14 protein-coding genes are annotated in these 18,621 nt (G+C 35.5%); 5 read left to right on the top strand and 9 right to left on the bottom strand.

Annotated elements, in window-relative coordinates:
- Window positions 1–111: 111 nt before the first annotated feature.
- The 5 genes from HNQ00_RS13095 to HNQ00_RS13075 form a co-directional block, all read right to left on the bottom strand.
- Window positions 112–897: a DUF6503 family protein gene (locus tag HNQ00_RS13095; protein WP_173838949.1), complete on the bottom strand. Its 786-nt coding sequence runs from the start codon at window positions 895–897 to the stop codon at window positions 112–114.
- A 325-nt stretch (window positions 898–1,222) separates the two neighbouring features.
- Window positions 1,223–1,633 (bottom strand): BrxA/BrxB family bacilliredoxin, encoded by a 411-nt coding sequence (locus HNQ00_RS13090; RefSeq protein ID WP_173838948.1) that lies wholly within the window; start codon window positions 1,631–1,633, stop codon window positions 1,223–1,225.
- A gap of 111 nt (window positions 1,634–1,744) precedes the next feature.
- Window positions 1,745–2,893, bottom strand: a complete 1,149-nt coding sequence (locus HNQ00_RS13085) for a lycopene cyclase family protein (protein ID WP_173838947.1) — start codon at window positions 2,891–2,893, stop codon at window positions 1,745–1,747.
- 333 nt (window positions 2,894–3,226) lie between these two features.
- Window positions 3,227–3,694, bottom strand: a complete 468-nt coding sequence (locus tag HNQ00_RS13080; RefSeq protein WP_173838946.1) for a thioredoxin family protein — start codon at window positions 3,692–3,694, stop codon at window positions 3,227–3,229.
- 13 nt (window positions 3,695–3,707) lie between these two features.
- The gene (locus HNQ00_RS13075) at window positions 3,708–5,960 is read right to left on the bottom strand and encodes a TonB-dependent receptor (protein ID WP_173838945.1); all 2,253 of its coding nucleotides are present in this window, start codon (window positions 5,958–5,960) and stop codon (window positions 3,708–3,710) included.
- Window positions 5,961–6,064: 104 nt separating this feature from the next.
- Between HNQ00_RS13075 and HNQ00_RS13070 the strand changes: the two genes are divergently transcribed.
- The gene (locus HNQ00_RS13070) at window positions 6,065–7,936 is read left to right on the top strand and encodes an Nramp family divalent metal transporter (protein WP_173838944.1); all 1,872 of its coding nucleotides are present in this window, start codon (window positions 6,065–6,067) and stop codon (window positions 7,934–7,936) included.
- Between the two features lie 99 nt (window positions 7,937–8,035).
- Window positions 8,036–8,689 (top strand): metal-dependent transcriptional regulator, encoded by a 654-nt coding sequence (locus tag HNQ00_RS13065; RefSeq protein ID WP_173838943.1) that lies wholly within the window; start codon window positions 8,036–8,038, stop codon window positions 8,687–8,689.
- 231 nt (window positions 8,690–8,920) lie between these two features.
- Here the strand turns inward: HNQ00_RS13065 and feoB are convergent, their stop codons facing one another.
- Both feoB and HNQ00_RS13055 read right to left on the bottom strand, forming a co-directional pair.
- Window positions 8,921–11,020, bottom strand: coding sequence for a ferrous iron transport protein B (feoB, locus tag HNQ00_RS13060; RefSeq protein ID WP_173838942.1), 2,100 nt, complete (start codon window positions 11,018–11,020; stop codon window positions 8,921–8,923).
- A gap of 1 nt (window position 11,021) precedes the next feature.
- Window positions 11,022–11,261 carry a FeoA family protein gene (locus tag HNQ00_RS13055; RefSeq protein ID WP_026707881.1) on the bottom strand — a complete coding sequence of 80 codons (240 nt, stop codon included), beginning with the start codon at window positions 11,259–11,261 and terminating at the stop codon, window positions 11,022–11,024.
- Between the two features lie 392 nt (window positions 11,262–11,653).
- Between HNQ00_RS13055 and HNQ00_RS13050 the strand changes: the two genes are divergently transcribed.
- Window positions 11,654–12,625 carry a zinc metalloprotease gene (locus HNQ00_RS13050; RefSeq protein WP_173838941.1) on the top strand — a complete coding sequence of 324 codons (972 nt, stop codon included), beginning with the start codon at window positions 11,654–11,656 and terminating at the stop codon, window positions 12,623–12,625.
- A 146-nt stretch (window positions 12,626–12,771) separates the two neighbouring features.
- Here HNQ00_RS13050 and HNQ00_RS13045 read toward each other — a convergent pair whose 3' ends face one another.
- Both HNQ00_RS13045 and HNQ00_RS13040 read right to left on the bottom strand, forming a co-directional pair.
- Complete coding sequence (locus tag HNQ00_RS13045) at window positions 12,772–13,359, bottom strand: DUF6134 family protein (protein ID WP_173838940.1); 588 nt, start codon at window positions 13,357–13,359, stop codon at window positions 12,772–12,774.
- Between the two features lie 135 nt (window positions 13,360–13,494).
- Window positions 13,495–14,160 carry an SCO family protein gene (locus tag HNQ00_RS13040; protein WP_173838939.1) on the bottom strand — a complete coding sequence of 222 codons (666 nt, stop codon included), beginning with the start codon at window positions 14,158–14,160 and terminating at the stop codon, window positions 13,495–13,497.
- A gap of 138 nt (window positions 14,161–14,298) precedes the next feature.
- Between HNQ00_RS13040 and HNQ00_RS13035 the strand changes: the two genes are divergently transcribed.
- Together HNQ00_RS13035 and HNQ00_RS13030 are read left to right on the top strand one after the other, a co-directional pair.
- Window positions 14,299–16,362, top strand: coding sequence for a M13 family metallopeptidase (locus HNQ00_RS13035; RefSeq protein WP_173838938.1), 2,064 nt, complete (start codon window positions 14,299–14,301; stop codon window positions 16,360–16,362).
- A 177-nt stretch (window positions 16,363–16,539) separates the two neighbouring features.
- A complete protein-coding gene (locus HNQ00_RS13030; protein ID WP_173838937.1) occupies window positions 16,540–18,603 on the top strand; it encodes a M13 family metallopeptidase in 2,064 nt (687 codons plus the stop codon).
- Window positions 18,604–18,621 lie beyond the last annotated feature (18 nt).

Genomic DNA, 18,621 nt, shown 5'->3' with positions numbered 1-18,621 from the left:
TATTTCCAGCTATTCGCTATATCTCTTGTGTCCGCTATAGCTACCACAAGAGGATGCCGCTGCTATCTGGGCTACTTGTAATGACTACTGCTAACAAGATATTTTTTAGATTTAATTAGCAACTACGTTTTCGGTCAATATTTTTGAAGCTTCTTTTAATTTACCTTGTTCGTATAAAGCGGGTAAATCTTTCAAAGGGGTTTTTACCGGCGCTTCATAATTGATGTAATCTTGAAAAGTAACACCATCAACTACTCTTGTATTGAAAGCAGCTCTAAAACGCACACCACCTTCATTGACTTGGTAATTGTATGCGAAGTAATCCATTAAGTGTGTTTCTTTATTGATCCAATATTGGTACTGGTCATCAAAATCTTTTCCGCCACCATCTTGACCAAAAGTCACTTCGATTACATCGTACTTTTTGCCTTTAATAGTTGTTTCTTCTACATACTTTTTATGTACAGAAGGATCTTGAAGTTTGTACGGAAGCGTAGCAAAATAAATAACAGAATTCAATGATTCCCCGTATTTACCGCCATCTTCAGCAGTAAGATTTTGTTTTTGAGAGTTAATGTAACGAGTGAAATCACTATTGATCATTACATCTTTGATAAGTGAATCTCCTTTTTGTACCTCAGATGAATATTCGTAATTGTTACCGTCATTTTTAAAACGGTATTTTTTATCTCTAAAAGTAAATGAATAATCGGCTTTAGCGTATAATTCACCACCATGAGCTTTTATGGCAGTATTGATAATAGAATCTGCTTTAGATAGCGGTTTAGCCATTTCAGTAGTTTCTTTTTTAACAATTTCGTCCTGATTTTCTTTTTTAGAATTACAAGAGATAGTAACGGCTGCTAAAACGCAAAGAGTAAGTATCGATTTTTTCATTTTATAAAAATATTGGTTTTTATAGGGAACTAAAAACAGATGCTGATTTTTGTGTAAAGTTTAACTTGATAAGGCTCTCAAGTGGTTTAATGACAACAAATAGAATCATTGATGCTATTAATAATACTAAAATCAAAGAATGTTAATTGTATGTTCAGCAACCACAACCGTTAGCGCAGGTATCTACCTATGCTCCGAAGCATCGGGGGCTGGAAATAGCTCCAAAAAAAACCGCAAACTCACAGAAATAATCTGGGAATTTGCGGTAAATAAATTTTGTGCTCTTTACGTAAAAGTTAGAGCACCTTATTTTAAAACAAAAGTCTTAACAGTGGTCGTTGTAAGCATCTTGTAGGTTTTCAGCGATCATTTCAGCTGGACGACCTTCAATGTGGTGACGCTCTAACATGTGAACCAATTCTCCGTTTTTGAACAACGCCATTGATGGTGAAGATGGAGGGAAAGGGAACATTTGCTCTCTTGCTGCATCTACTGCATCTTTATCAACTCCTGCAAAAACAGTGATTAAGTGGTCTGGTTTTTTAGCACCGTCTAAGCTCATTTTTGCTCCTGGACGTGCGTTTCTTGCTGCACAACCGCATACTGAGTTCACAACTACTAGTGTTGTTCCTTCTGCTTTTATCGCGTTTGCTACTTCTTCAGCAGTATGTAAATCTTGAAACCCTGCAGTTGTTAATTCAGCTTGCATTGGGAGTACCATGTCTTGTGGATACATATCGTTATATTTTAAATATTAGTTTTGAATGTGCAAAGTTACGAAGTTTACAATGAACTCTATAACATCAACTATAAAGTTTTGTTATTGTTTGATAGCCGCCTAGTTTTATTAGAAAAGATAGCGCACAGATCTAACTAATGACCAGATAAAAGGCGTTTTAGGACATTTTAAGATCACTTTAATATCTTCATAAAAAGAGGTTTCTTCGTCTAAGAATTTGAAAATCAGCGCGGGACTTCCTTTTTTGAACATGGACGAGAATATCGCATTTCCTTTTTCGTTCTTCCGGTCTAAGATATCTAACAAGAGTAAATCATAGAACCAAAATTTGCTACGTTTATGATACTTTCTAAAATCGTTTTCTTGTTTCAAAAAAGCGATTAATTGGGTCGATTTTTTATCAGAATTTTTAAAGGTGTATCCGGTGCTGGCTTTGGTCCATCCGCCGGCAGTTCCTATATTCAAAACGCGTTGGCTGTTTTTTTTCCAGAAAGGGTAGCAAGTCATTGGGATGCTGCCTTGTTCTTTTTCGATTATCTCGTAGTCAGTGATACCGAGTTTCGAAATGTAGTTTTGAATTTCGCTTTCGTATTCGCTTTTCGCCAATAAATCATGCGAAAACAAAGTGTACTCCAATAAAGCTTCGGTAGTTGCTGTTGGTAACACATACATGAAACGGGTGTTGCCTTTTTGAGCCACCGAGAAATCCATAAAAGTAGCTTGTTCTGGATTGAAAGCAGCTTCTTTACTTTTTATAAACCAACCGATGAAATGCTGTTGCAACACCGGATATTGGGTTTGCGTTTCCACTTCGGCTTTTCGATAGATACTATTAAAAACGGCGCTTGCGGTAAAATTTTCAGTAGCGGTTGCGACAAATACGTGCGTTTCGAGTTCGTTAATATCCGTCACCGTTTCGTTTAGAAAGTGAATATTTTCTTGTTTCGAAATCAAATCAAATACTTGATTGTAAAAATCGAGTCCTTTAACTTGATTGTAATGGTAAGATTGTAGGTCTAAATCTCTCTTAAAATGCGCATTAGCAAACAATGCCGAGTCCCATTTTTTAGACACGGATTGATCCCAAGTCGACGTTCCTTCTTGCCAAAAACACCAGGTACGATCGTTGGTTTTTTTAGTGTCTTGGTCAATTAGCAAAATAGATTTGTCCTTAAAATCACCCGATTGGATCATTTTATACACCGTCATCAATGCTGCTAAACCCGAGCCTGTAAAAATGTAATCGTAGTTTTTCATAAAGTGTATTCGAAATTTATTCCAAAAATAGTGATATTATTTTTTAGGCTGTAGCCAAAATTATAATAAGCCATTTTTTACAGTATTTATTTAATGTATTGAGTTTGTAAAACGTATGGTATTGGTTTTTGATTTTACACCAGATTTTAGGATTTATTTAAAATGCAATTTCGTTTGAATTAATCGGTGGTTATTTTTTAATTCTTGCTAGCTCTTTTGAAAATCTGTGAAATCTGTGAAAATCTGCGTGAAAAAACAGTGCACGCAGATTTGGCAGATTTTCACAGCTAGTATTTCAGATTTTAATCTAAATAAAAGTCAGCTTCACTTTGTCTAAAGACCGTTTGCTTTTTGAAGTATAGATAGCATTGCCTTTGCTCGAATAACCGAATGCTGTTGAAAAACAATCGAAGTATCAGTTCCTAAAATGGTTACCGTAGGATAGACCACTTGACCGTTTATAGTTGCTAATGCTGTTGCCAACTCATGAATGCCAGTATTGGTGCCCGTTGGTTTAAACTTGAAGGCATGATTATTAAAAATTATTTGCTCTTTGGTTTCGGCATCAAAGGATACGAAATAAAAATTGTCGTTCAACTCTGCAACCACTTCTTTGTTTTTAAAGGTACTGTTTTCCATCATTTTGCAGTAGTTGCACCACGAAGTATGGATAAAAACTACGATGGGTTTTGGGTTGGCTTTTGATAATTGTTCGGCTTCTTGAAAAGTATGCGTTTTTAATTGCGCAAAACCAGACGGCATTGCGCAAAATAAAACGAGTAAGAGTAGTGTATTTTTCATGCGATTTTTATAATTACTTCAAAGTATAGCGTACTCCAAAGAAAGAGCGCACACCTTGATTGGGTCCATACACATACGAAGGATCAAATGTTAAGGCATACGGATTATCTGGAGTTGCTTGCACATTGCCGCTGCTATCAAACTGTACATTTTTGTCAAATGGATCATTTGCTCTGGCAACGATGAAAGGGTTTCCTTTGTTTGGGGTCCAATTTAGCAAGTTTTTTACACCCGCATAGATTTCGATATTCTTTAATTTATTAAATGTAAATTGAATGTTTTGAATGCTCCATGTAGGCGAGTATTCTTGCCTTGGATCTAAGCCTCCCAATAATGGCAAACGCATCGGTCCATAGACATTTCCAGTGTAGTCAACATCAAGAAATAATTTATTGATTCTGTACGAAATCGCCCAAGTAGCCGAGAATTTCTCGGTTAATATTTGTTGTGTGGTAATACCATTTTCAGTTTTGGATACATCCATATACGTTGCCCCAAGAATCATTTTCAACCCATTGTTGAACACAAAATCAAGATTGGCGCTGACTCCTTTTGTTACGGCATGGCCATCAAGATTTTTATAGATGATTTGGTTGGGATTGGTATCGTAATCTGGAATAATCGAATTGCTAAATCGCGTGTACCAAGCCGTTGTTTCTAGCCCAATGAAGTTTCCATTGTTGGTATAAAACTTTTTCAGGTAATTTATGTTGGCGTTAATAGAACGTTCTGGTTTTAAATCTTCGAGTACAATAACGTCTCTTGATCCTGTTAGTGCGGCATGTTCTTCGGTAAAAAGGTTGACGATTCTAAAACCTGTCCCAGTATTGAAACGCAGAATGTTATTGTCATTGATTTTCCATTTGTAGGCAAATCTTGGCGTAAATATATTTCCATGGTTGTTGTTGTAATCGTAGCGCGCTCCTAACAAAATTTTGTGTTTGTCGTTGAAGGCGATTTCGTCTTGCACAAACAAACTCGGAATCCAGTTTACATCTTCCGTTACTGTTGCGGTGGTGTTGTCATCATAATACTGGTAACGCAGCGCGGTTCCAAAAAGCAAATCGTGTTTGTTTATTTTTTTATCCCAAGTCAATTGTCCAAAACCAATGCGCTGTTTTGCTAAATAGGGCGTGTTTCCATAAACCGAGTTTTGATCGTGGTCTGTATAAGAGAACGAAAAAAGCATCTTTTCTACCGTAGGCAATTCGTAGGCGCCCAATAGTTCCCAGCGTTTGGTATAGATACTTTCTCCGTATACTTCATCGCCTCCGCGAAAGCCTTTATTCCATTGCAGTTCGCCACCCCATCGGTCTTCATAGAAAAAACGTCCGGCAAGCGAGAGCTGCTTGTTGCTCTTTCGATTAAAATTCCATTTTTGAAAAACGGAGATGCGGTCTTGCAAAGTAACATCGGTAAAATTATCGTTGTTGTTGTCAACGGGATTACTATAGTTAAAATAGTTTACTCCCGTTAAAACAGAAGCTGCTTTACCTACATTTCCTTTAAAACCTAGGTCTACGTTGAGTTCGCCATAATCTGTGATAAATGAATCTGCTGAAAATACAGGAGCGTTTGTTGGATTTTTAGTGATAATATTAATCAATCCACCCACGGCTTCGCTACCATAAAGCGAAGAGGCTGGGCCTTTGACGATTTCAATGCGTTCTAAAAGCGAATTCGGAATTCCAGATAAGCCATAAACCGTAGACAAACCGCTCACGATAGGCATACCGTCGATGAGCACTAAAGTGTAAGGTCCTTCAAGCCCGTTAATGTGAATGTCTCCCGTGTTGCAAACATTACAGTTCAATTGCGGACGCACACCGTTTACATTTTGCAAAGCTTCAAAGATATTTGATGTTGGATTTTTCTTGAAAAACGTAGGCTTGTACACTTCTACAGGAACAGGACTTTCTAAACGGCTTACCGGTTTCATAGTTCCCGTAATGACCACTTCGTCTAGGGAATTGTCTTCTCTCAATTTAAAATCAAGAATGGTTTCGGTGCTATCTATAAGAGTAATTTGTCGTTTTTCTGTGCGAAAACCAGTATAGGAAACGGCGATTTCGTAATCACCTTCGGCCAAATCTTTTATAAAATAATTTCCATCGGCATCTGAAACTATAGATTTTGATGCTTTATTGATCAAAATATTCGCTTGTGGCAATGGCATTCCATCTGCGGTAACTGTTCCTTTTAGACCCGATTGAGCAAAGGAAATGCTTGTCAAGAGTAGTAATAAGGCGACTTTTAAGGTTTTCAAAATATATTTTTTAGGTTATAGTAAATATTAAATTTAGACAAATCTAAAAATTATATTTGATTTAGCAAAAAAACATAATTACATTTGTCTTAAATAGTTATCAAATGGGTAAGTCATTAGAAGAGGTAAACGAGTCCGTTTCCACTCAGAATAAGAAATCAGTTTTTCGTAAAATATTAGCATTTTTTGGTCCTGCATATTTAATAAGTGTAGGATATATGGACCCAGGAAACTGGGCAACCGATCTAGCAGGAGGAAGCCAGTTTGGGTATTCTTTACTTTGGGTTTTATTAATGAGTAACATCATGGCCTTGCTATTGCAAAGTTTAAGTGCCCGTTTAGGAATCGTTACCCAACGCGATTTAGCACAAGCGTCACGCGAGACGTATTCTCCGTTTATCAATTATATCTTGTATTTTCTGGCAGAGATTGCCATTGCTGCTTGTGATCTTGCTGAGGTTTTAGGAATGGCGATTGGTATTAATTTATTATTTGATATTCCGTTGATCGAAGGAGTGATGATTACGGTTCTAGATACTTTCCTACTACTATTTTTAATCAATAAAGGAATTCGAAAAATGGAAGCCTTTATCATTGCTTTAGTCTTGGTAATTGGAGTTTCTTTTGTGTTCGAAATGTTCTTTGCCCAACCGGAACTAGACAAAGTGATGCTGGGATTAATTCCAACAATGCCTAACGAAACCGCTTTGTACATTGCCATTGGTATCATTGGTGCTACAGTAATGCCACACAATTTATACTTGCATTCCTCACTGGTGCAAACCCGAAAATTTGATCGCTCAAAAGCCGGAATCAAACAAGCTTTAAAATACAATTTAATCGACTCTACTATTGCCTTAAACTTGGCGTTTTTTGTGAACGCTGCTATTTTAATTTTGGCAGCAGCCACATTTTATAAAGTAGGTATGCATAACGTTGCCGAAATCCAAGATGCACATAAATTTTTACAACCGTTGCTAGGTACAAAGTGGGCACCTATATTGTTTGCTGTGGCCTTAATCGCTGCAGGACAGAGTTCGACTATAACAGGAACCCTTGCGGGACAAATTATCATGGAAGGCTATTTAAATTTAAGAATCCAACCTTGGGTGCGTCGTATCATTACCCGATTAATTGCAATCGTTCCAGCCGTTATTGTAATTACAATTTTTGGCGAAGGCGTAACCGGAAAATTGCTAATATTTAGTCAGGTAATTTTAAGTTTGCAGTTGGGATTTGCTATTATACCGTTGATTCACTTTGTGAGCGATAAGTCAAAAATGCGCGGATTTCATATTGGTAAATGGACACAAATTGCTTCTTGGATTGTTGCTTCGATCATCGTTATCTTGAACGGGAAATTAGTTCTTGACGAAATCACAGGATGGCTTGAAACAGCCGAAAACCCTATTGTTCTATGGCTTACCGTAGTTCCGCTAGCTTTTGCTTTCTTGATTTTGCTACTATATATCGTGATCAAGCCTTTTATATCTAAGTCAAAAGCCGACTTTCATAATCACTCCCCGAATAATTTAAAGCTGCGTTTTTCTAAATCTAAAGATTATGATAAAAAGAATATAGCCGTTACAGTTGATTTCTCTGCTGCTGATGAGGCTGCTTTAAATAGTGCATTTGAACTAGGAGGGAAGCAGGCAAAATATACTTTGATTCATATTGTAGAAACTGTAGGAGCTTTAATGTATGGAGAGCACATTGATGATCACGAGACTTTAGTTGACGAGAAATTACTTGAGGAATACAAAGAAATGTTATTCGAAAAAGGATTTAATGTCAGTATTCAGCTTGGTTTTGGTAAGCCTAATAAAGTAATTCCAACAATTATAAATGAAGGCGAATTTGACATTTTAGTAATGGGAACACACGGTCACACTGGTTTCAAGGATTTGATTTTTGGAACTACTGTAGATAAATTGAGACATAAAATTACCATTCCGCTATTAATTGTAAGAGAATAATAATTAGGAGCTATTTCCTGCTTTCCGCTATATCTTGCTCTTTTTAAGAAAAAAGAGCAAGGATGCCGCTGCAATCAGGGCTAAAAACACAAAGACACCATGACACTTTCCGAAGAAAATTATCTCAAAGCTATATACCATCTCACCGTAATTTCTAACACTGATGTGAGTACTAATGCGATTGCCGAAATGATGGAGACCAAAGCCTCATCAGTAACCGACATGCTTAAAAAGCTAGCCGAAAAGGATTTGGTAAATTATATAAAATACCAAGGCGTTTCCTTAACAGATCAAGGGAAACTTGCTGCTAAAATGATCGTTAGAAAACACCGTTTATGGGAGGTTTTCTTAGTGGAGAAATTAGATTTCTCTTGGGATGAGGTACACGATGTAGCCGAGCAATTAGAACACATTAAATCAGAGAAATTGATCAATAAGTTGGATGATTTTTTAGGCAACCCCACCGAAGATCCGCATGGAGATCCTATACCAAATGCACAAGGTGAAATTTTTAAAATTGAAAAGCAGTTGCTTTCTGAGCTTTTAGTGCATCAAAAAGGAATTTGCGTAGGAGTAAAAGACACTTCTTCAGAGTTTTTAAAATATCTAGATAAGCAAGAAATTGCTTTGGGTTCGAAGATCGAAATTTTAGCGAGAGAAAGTTTTGACCAATCGGTTAGAATACGTGTTGATGGGAAATCATTATCTATTTCGAATAAAATTGCTTCTAACTTATTTGTAAAATTCAGTTAAGAAAGGTTGTGTAATTAAGTGAGTAAGACAGCGTCTGTTTAATAGTAAAAAAAACGCAAAGTAATATAAATTTACTTTGCGTTTTTTTATTGCAATTTTTTAGTGGCAACCACAGTCATTGCTACCACAACTCTTAGATGATTTCTTTGCTTTAAAAAAATATTTTTTTGTTAAAAACCCTAGGGCTAAACCAAGGATTATAAAGGCTATAATTTCTTGTAACATACTATTTTATTTTAAGATTTGATACGTGATTAATGCTAGTAAATAGGCAAATCCACTCATGAATATCAGTTGACCTAAAGGCCATTTCCACGAATTGGTTTCTTTCTTTGTCACTGCTAATGTACTTGCACATTGTAAAGCGAAGGCATAAAAAAGTAATAAAGAGATACCAGAAGCGAAATTGAATACTTTCTCTCCAGTCACAGGATTGATTTCGGCTGCCATTTTATTTTTTATGGTATCGTCATTGTCGCTACCTCCCACACTGTAGATTGTTGCTAATGTCCCTACAAATACTTCTCGTGCTGCAAATGAGCTAATGATTGCAATACCTATTTTCCAATCATAACCTAGAGGAGATATAACAGGTTCTATAGTTTTACCCATAAGACCTATATATGAATTCTCTAATTTAAAAGAGGCTACTTCATTCTCTAATTCAAGTGGTGTAAGTGTGGCACTTTCAGTTTTTGCCTTTATGATTTCTTCGGCATTATTAAATTGTTTTCCTGGACCGTAAGAAGCAAGAAACCATAGAATGATAGATATGGCAAGAATGATTTTTCCAGCTCCATAAACGAATGCTTTTGTCTTTTCGATTACATTAATGGCTACATTTTTAAACATAGGCAATTTGTAATTTGGCATTTCGACCACAAAAAACGTTTTACTTTTTATTTTCATGACCTTGTTTAAAGCATAAGCAGAAAATATCGCCATTGCGAAACCTAATAAATACAACAACATCAAAGTTAGTCCTTGTAAATTAAGAATTCCTAGAACGCGCTTATCTGGGATAACAAGTGCGATTATAATTGCGTAAACTGGCAACCTAGCTGAACAAGTTGTAAAAGGAGTTACTAGTATAGTGATTAATCGTTCTTTCCAGTTCTCGATGTTACGTGTTGCCATAATTGCTGGAATTGCGCAGGCTGTTCCCGAAATTAACGGAACAACACTTTTACCTGATAGTCCAAAATTTCGCATTATTTTATCCATTAAAAAGACTACACGACTCATGTACCCACTTTCTTCAAGTATGGATATGAATAAAAATAAAAATGCAATTTGCGGAATAAAGATTAAAATTCCTCCAATACCCGGAATAATTCCTTGTGAAATTAAATTTGTAAGTACGCCGTCTGGTAAGCTGTCTTTTGCCCAAGTACTCAACGAGGCAAAACTGCTATCGATGAAATCCATGGGAAGTTTTGACCATTCGAAAATAGACTGAAATATTACAAATAATATTAAAAAGAAAATAACATATCCCCACACTTTGTGCGTTAATACTCGGTCTAGCTTTGAGCGAAAATCTTTAGCTACTGATGTATCTACTGTCAACCCTACCTTTAAAGTATCATTTATAAACTGGTACCTTTTTATAGTTTCTTTTTGTTGTAAACGCTTTAAATCAGTATGTGATTTTGTAAACGAACTATGAATTTCTTTACGTTCTAAGTTTAGGAAATTCACATCTTGTGTAATCACCAACCATAATTTGTATAATAATTGTCCTGGGAACGCTTTGCGCAAACTGCTAAAATACTCAGGATCGATTATCGAAGCATTCAAGCAAGGTTCGCTCGATATGGTTTTGTAAGTAACAATTAGTTTTTTTAATTCTTCGATTCCAAAACCTTTGCGCGAACTTACTAAAGCAATTTTAGTTTTAAGCTGTTCTTCTAAATAAGGTATGTCAAGAGAAATTCCTTTATGTTCCATTCTGTCAGCCATATTAATGACTAAAATCGTGGGTATTTCTAAATCTTTAATTTGTGTAAAAAGTAATAAATTACGTTTTAGATTCTCGACATCAGTTACTACAAGAGCAACGTCAGGATATAATTTATCGTTTTTATTCAATAGTAGTTCGATCACTACATTCTCGTCAATAGAGCTAGCGTTTAAACTGTAAGTTCCTGGTAAATCTAAGATATTCGCTTTAACATTATTAGGTAATTTACAAAACCCAATTTTTTTCTCCACTGTAATTCCGGGATAGTTTCCCACTTGTTGGTTTAGTCCTGTCAATTGATTAAAAACGGACGTCTTACCTACATTAGGATTCCCTATTAAAGCAACATTTATATTTTGATTAATCATTTTAAAGTTGGATTTTGATCAATTCAACTTCAATTTCGGCTGCTGTCTCCACACGAATGGCTAAATGAGAACCATTGATATCTAAATACAAAGGATCACCAAAAGGAGCTATTTGTAACAGCTCAACAGTGTTTCCAGGCAAACAACCCATTTCAAGTAGCTTCAACGGAATAACATCTATATCAAAATCTTTGATAATGGCTTTCTCTCCTTTTTTAAGTGAATTTATCGTGGTACGCAAGTCTTATTTAGATTGAATTAAGATTGCAAAAATACGGATTATAAAGGAAAAATGAATACTAATTATCATTTTTATGGCTGTCTCAGGGAAATTGGCTGAAGATTAACAATGCTGTTAGTTTGAGTTTAACAGCGTGGTCGAAGGTTGCTAATCTACTGCATGTCTCTTTCTTCTCAGGGTAGCCGTATCGTTCTAGTATTTAATTGGGCAGCTAGTAATTAATTGTCTGACTATTAAATTGTTATATGTCTTTTATATAAGGCTAATGCATAATAACTAATTATTTTAATATAATTTTAACAATTCGTTTTGAATATTGATTAAATAGGTATAATATTGTTAATTATTTTAATAAAATATTTAATATTCCCTAATCTTAAACATTGCCTACTATGAAAAAATTATTGTTAGTTTTCAGCGTTGCCCTCCTCGTATTTTCATGTCAAAATGACGAGTCTGATTTAGAAGTAACGCCTGCTGCATTTTCAATCGCGACCAAGAGATCGTGTGCAACGCAAGATATGCTAGAGATCCAGTTAAAAAATGATCCTACATTAGCCCAACGATTACAAGAGATGGAGTTAAAGAATGCTAAAGCAATGGCTAGTGGTAAACTAATAAATGGTGTTCTCGAAATTCCTGTTGTTTTCAATGTGCTTTACAGTACAGCTGCCGAAAATGTCTCATTAGCTCAGCTTCAATCGCAGATTGATGTTTTGAATGCTGATTTTCAAGGTACAAATTCAGACTATAATTCAAGCAATGCTTACAATAGTGTTAGAGGTGCGTTGAACGTTAAATTTGTTATCGATCAGGTAATCAGAAAAGCAACGACAAGAACAGTATGGTATTCTGAAGATGAATTTATGAAGAGTGCTTCAACAGGTATAACAGCAACTTCTCCTACTACAAAATTAAATTATTGGGTGGTTTCTAACCTTAGAAGAAAATCAGATAATAGTCAATTATTAGGGTATGGTAAATTTCCTGGTACAACGACCGCAGCTTTAGACGGAATCGTGTGTGGTAACTATTGTACAGGTACAAATGGTCTTGCCGCTGCTCCTTACAATTTAGGTAGAACAGCTACTCATGAAGTAGGACATTGGATGAATTTACGCCATATTTGGGGTGATGCAAACTGTGGTTCTGATTTAGTAACTGACACGCCTTCACACGACGCACCTAATTATGGTGTGCCAGCTGCTGGGCTTAGAAGTACATGTACAGGAACTCCTTTAGAAATGTATATGAACTATATGGATTATACTGATGATAAAGGAATGTATATGTTCTCTAATGGGCAAGCAAGTAGAATGGCCGCGATCTTTTCTTCATCTGGATCGAGATCATCGTTTAGATAATTAATCACATAATTTCATTTATAAAACTCGCTCTTGTAGAGAGTTTTTTTATTCTAAAACCGGCTTAATTGATTGTTTCTATTGAAAGAGTATAGTTTTAAAAGACTTTGATGTATTGTTTGCTGTTAAAAAGCTCATTGTCAGCTTTACTTTCTCAAAGTAAATGTAAAATCATATAAAACATGCTTCGTACTGCCTTGTTGCAAGACAGCGTTGAGGTAATCATAAGTTGTTTTCTCGTTATTACTGGAATCAATTAATACGTATTTGTTTTGATCCACTGCCGTAATAGGACTAAAAACGGCTTCGAGTACGTCAAAATAGGGTTCGTTTACAACGGGCTTTTCAAAATACAGCAAGCAAGTCACGTATTTAATAGGTTTATTGATTGTAGCTTTTTTTCCTTTGCGAGTTATCGTATAAACGCCATTGTTTTCAGTAATTATGCTGTTGTCGTAGGGTTTGCTGTTTTTTTGTGAGATGTAGCTGCTAGTTTGTAAAATGTTATTTTTAAATACACCTATAAATGAAGTAGTTATTGTCGTTTTTCTAAAAAGAGAAATTACTGATTTGCTATTAAGTTTGTAGGTAGTTTTTTCTCCTTCTACTAATTTTGAAACAGTTAGTTCACCAACAGTATTCCCATTAACCGAAATGTCATAAATGTGTTCCTGGTTTTGCGCATGAGTAAGCAAACTAAATAACGAAAGTAATAGCGTGTAAAATTTATTCATGAAATAGTAATTTTGAAACCGAACGAGCGAATACTAAGGTAATATTATCGAGTGCATTCATTCTGTTCCTCCATTGAGTTTAACGACATCTTGATGCGGTAAATAATTGTATCTTTTAAAAATTTAAAAAGTGTTTTACTCTTTCGATAAAAAATTAATATCTTCAATTAGTTTTTTAATGTCTTCTTTTTTGGTTCCGTCATAGAAACCACGCACTCTTTTTTTAGTGTCTACCAGCACAAAGTTTTCGGTGTGTACCATATCATATAGTTCGTCAGGCTTTCCTAATTTTACGGCTAAATATGATTTTCTAGCCATGGTGTAAATCTCTTTTTTATCCCCTGTTACTAGATTCCACTTTTTATCGTCGATATTGTATTTTTTGGCATAAGCCTTAAGAACAGGAACGCTGTCAGTCTCCGGGAAAACGGTGTGAGAAAGTAACATAACCTTCGGGTTATCTTTAATAGCTGCTTGCACATCAAATAAGTTGGCTGTCATCTTAGGACAGATAGAAGTACAGGTTGTAAAAAAGAAATCGGCTACGTAAATCTTACCTTCATAATCTTTTTGAGTAATCGTTTTTCCGTTTTGATTGGTGAAGGTAAAATCAGCTATAGTGTGGTATTTACTGATGTATTGTACCGTGCTATCAACTAGCTCTGGATTGACATCGCTAGGGTTAAAAATAGGTAATGTCTTTGCAGGTTTTAAAGCGGAATAGAATAAAAACAAAGTGATGATCGAAAATATGGCGAAAATACCAATGAAAATACGGTACTTTTTAAATATAGATTTCATAGAAAATTAATTTGTACAAAAATACAAAAACGAATGTTTTCTAAGGTTGTTTTAGGCTTTAGAATTTCGTTATTAATTTTAACATTAGTTACAAGTTTTATCAATAGCTTTGTGAAACTAAACAAATAAATTAAAAACATGAAATTTAATTATAATAAGCCATTACTTTTTGTGATTCCTGCAATCATAGGGTTTACAGAGATGCAAGCACAAAAAAAGGAAGTAATTAAAGAGCCAGGTATAAACACTACGTTCTTTGATAATACGGTGAAGCCGTCAGACAATTTTTTTAGATACGTTAACGGAACATGGTTAGACAAAACCGAAATTCCTAGTGATAGAACTTCGTGGGGTAGCTTTAACGAATTGCTAAAAAAGACTGATGCTGATGCTTTGGCAATTTTGAAGGAAGCTTCTAAAAACCCAAAATACAAATCAGTTACTGATCAAGGTAAAGCAGTTAATTTGTACAACACAATTCTAGATACAGTAGCTAGAAACAAGCAAGGAATTACTCCTTTGAAACCGTATTTGGCTAAGATTGATAAGGTTAAAAACGTTGAAGATTTACAGAGATTGTTAATCGAAATGGAACCTATCGGCGGAATCGGATTTTTTGGTGTAGGAGTTGGAGCAGATGATAAAAATAGTACTAAGAATTCTTTAAATATTGGCGTAAGCGGATTGGGATTACCTGATAAAGATTATTATACATCTGAAGAGAAAGATACTAAAGAGAAAAGAGATAAATACGAATTGCACATTGCAAGGATGTTACAGTTTACTGGGGAAACTCCGGCTGCAGCCAAAGCTAATGCAGCTAAGATTCTAGCTTTTGAGAAAGAATTATCTAGCCCTCGTCTTGATAGAGTGGAACGTAGAGATGGTAGATTGCAATACAACCCAATGACTATTGCTGAATTACAAAAAATAACACCAGCTATAAACTGGAAAAATTATTTTGACGGAGTAGGGTTTACAAAATTAGATAGTGTAATTGTTTCAGAGCCTAAATACATGAAAGCCTTGCAGACTATTCTTGCTAAAAATGACGTGTCTACTTGGAAAGAATACATGAAATGGGATTTAATTAATGGTGCATCAGGATTGTTGTCTACAGATATCGAAGCAGCAAACTTTGATTTCTACGGAAAAACGTTAACCGGAGCAATCAATCAAAGACCTCGTGAAGAAAGGGCGTTACAAACAGTAAACGGAACAATAGGAGAAGCGCTGGGTAAATTATACGTAGAGAAAATGTTTCCTGCTGAAGCAAAAGAAAAGGCAGAGAAAATGATCAAGAACATTATCATTGCTTATGCTAACCGTATTAACAATTTACCATGGATGTCTGCTGAAACTAAGGTTAAAGCAATCGAAAAATTAAATAAAATCAATATTAAGATAGGATATCCTGATAAATGGAAGGACTACTCTGCATTAGAAATAAAAAGTGTTGCTGATGGCGGAAGCTACTTAAGTAATATGAAAAACTTATCTAAATGGAATTTCAAAAAAGGAATTGATAAACTAGATGAGCCGGTTGATAAAACAGAGTGGTACATGTCACCACAAACCGTAAATGCATATTACAATCCACCGTATAACGAAATTGTTTTTCCTGCAGCGATATTACAAGCGCCATTTTACAATTATCAAGCGGATGAAGCTGTAAATTATGGTGGAATAGGAGCTGTAATAGGTCACGAAATTTCTCATGGATTTGATGATTCAGGTGCGCGTTATAACGCAGATGGTAATTTGGTTGACTGGTGGACTGCTGATGATTTAGAGCAATTTACTAAACTAGGAACTGCACTTGCAGATCAATATAGTGCGCTTGAGCCTTTGCCTGGTGTTCATGTAGATGGTAAATTTACTTTAGGTGAAAACATTGGAGATTTAGGTGGTGTGAACGCAGCTTATGATGGTTTGCAGTTGTATTTAAAAGAAAATGGCGATCCAGGTCTTATTGATGGATTTACTCCTGATCAGCGTTTCTTTATCTCGTGGGCGACAGTATGGCGTACAAAAATGCGTGACGAAGCAATTAAGAATCAAGTAAAAACAGATCCGCATTCTCCAGGAATGTATAGAGCATATGTTCCCACTCAAAATGTGGACGCTTTCTATAAAGCATTCGATATTAAAAAAGGGGATGGTATGTATATTGAGCCTGAGAAGAGAGTGAAAATTTGGTAATATAGAGTGTAAGAGTCCCAAGCAGTAATGCTTGGGATTTTTTTTATGTTAATTTTTGTAACTTAACTTAACTTTAAAATACTAATTAAGTAACATGCTGTGATTACTTTGTTTAGTTCGGGTAGTGATGGTAAGCTGTTATATAGCAGCTGCAGTATTAATTTAAATCAAGTAACGATGAATAAAAATTTTAAAAAGCCGCTATTATTTGTGCTTCCTGCATTATTTGCGGTGACTACAATTCAAGCACAAAGCGGTAGCGCAGAGAAAGAACCGGGTATCAATGTAAATTACATGGATAAATCAGTAAAGCCAAGTAATGACTTTTTTCAATATGTAAACGGAACTTGGTTGAGTAACACTGAGATCCCTTCAGATAGAACACGTTGGGGTAGTTTTGATGCATTAAGACAGCGTACAGATGAAGATGCGCTAGCTATTTTAAAAGAGGCCCTAAACAATCCAAAATATAAAGCTGATACTGATCAAGGTAAAGCAATCAATTTGTACAAAACAGTTTTAGATACTGTGGGTCGTAGTAAAATGGGAATTGCCCCATTGAAGCCTTATTTGAAAAAAATTGATGCGGTTAAAAACGTTAAAGATTTAGAAGCGCTTTTAATCGAAATGGAACCGTTAGGTGGTATTGGTTTTTTTGGAGCTAATGTAGGTTCAGATGCTAAAAATAGTAATCGAAATGTACTAAGTGTTGGCCCTGGTGGTGTAGGGCTTCCTGATAGAGATTACTATGTTTCTGATGATGCCGACTCAAAAGAAAAGAGAGAAAAATATGTAGTTCATGTAGCAAAAATGTTAGGTTTCCTTGGTGAAAAACCAGCAGATGCAAAAACACATGCAGAGCAAATTCTAGCGTTAGAAACCGCAATGTCTCAGCCTCGCTTTGACCGTGTAGAAAGAAGAGATAGAAGAAAATCGTACAATCCTATGACAATTGCGGATCTTCAAAAAATGACTCCTTCAATTAACTGGAAAACTTATTTCACTGAGGTGGGATTTAAAAATGCTGATTCTATAATCGTTTCACAGCCTAAATACATGGCAGCATTAGAAACTATTTTAAAGGAGAACAAGGTAAACGATTGGAAAGCCTACATGCGTTGGTCATTATTAAATAGAGCGTCAAGTCAGTTATCTACTGATATTGAGAATGCTAATTTTGATTTTTACGGTAAAACATTGACCGGAGCTGTTAAACAAAGACCAAGCGATGAGCGTGCACTGCAAGTAGTGAATGGTAGAATAGGGGAGGCGTTAGGGAAATTGTATGTAGAGAAAAAATTTCCAGCTGAAGCTAAAGCAAAAGCAGAGAAAATGATCAAAAACATTTTTGTTGCTTTCGAAAACAGAATCAATAACCTAACATGGATGTCTCCTGAGACTAAAATTAGTGCGGTAGCAAAATTACATAAATCAGTAATCAAAATTGGATATCCTGATAAATGGAAAGACTATTCGGCTCTTGAAATCAAAGGACCAGAGCAAGGCGGTAGCTATTTTGAAAACACAAAAAACATGGCCAAATGGCGTTTTGAAGAAGATCTAGCAGATCTTAATAAGCCAGTTGATAAATCAAGATGGGGAATGTCTCCACAGACGGTAAATGCATATTATAATCCGTCTTATAACGAGATTGTTTTTCCAGCGGCAATTTTACAGCCACCTTTCTATAATTATCAAGCTGACGAAGCGGTTAATTATGGTGGAATAGGTGCAGTAATAGGTCACGAAATCTCTCATGGTTTTGATGATTCAGGATCAAGATACAACGCCGATGGTAACTTAGTAGACTGGTGGACTGCAGATGATTCTAAGCAATTTGCAGCTTTAACAACTGCTCTTGCTGATCAGTATAGTGCACTTGAACCCTTAGCAGGAACATTTGTAGATGGTAAATTTACATTAGGTGAAAATATAGGTGATTTAGGTGGTGTAAACGCAGCTTATGACGGTTTGCAATTGTATTTAAAAGAAAATGGAAATCCGGGATTAATCGATGGATATACTCCAGAGCAACGTTTCTTTATTTCATGGGCAACAATCTGGCGTACAAAAATGCGTGATGAAGCAATTAAAAACCAAGTAAAGACAGATCCTCATTCTCCAGGAATGTACCGTGCTTATGTTCCATTACAAAATATAGATACGTTCTATCAAGCTTTTGATATTAAAGCTAATGATGGTATGTATGTGGCTCCAGAAAAAAGAGTTAGAATCTGGTAGTTAAATAATAAATAATGA

Source organism: Flavobacterium aeripolare (assembly GCF_013294025.1).
Taxonomy (GTDB): domain Bacteria; phylum Bacteroidota; class Bacteroidia; order Flavobacteriales; family Flavobacteriaceae; genus Flavobacterium.
This window is presented reverse-complemented; position numbering and strand designations above follow the sequence as displayed.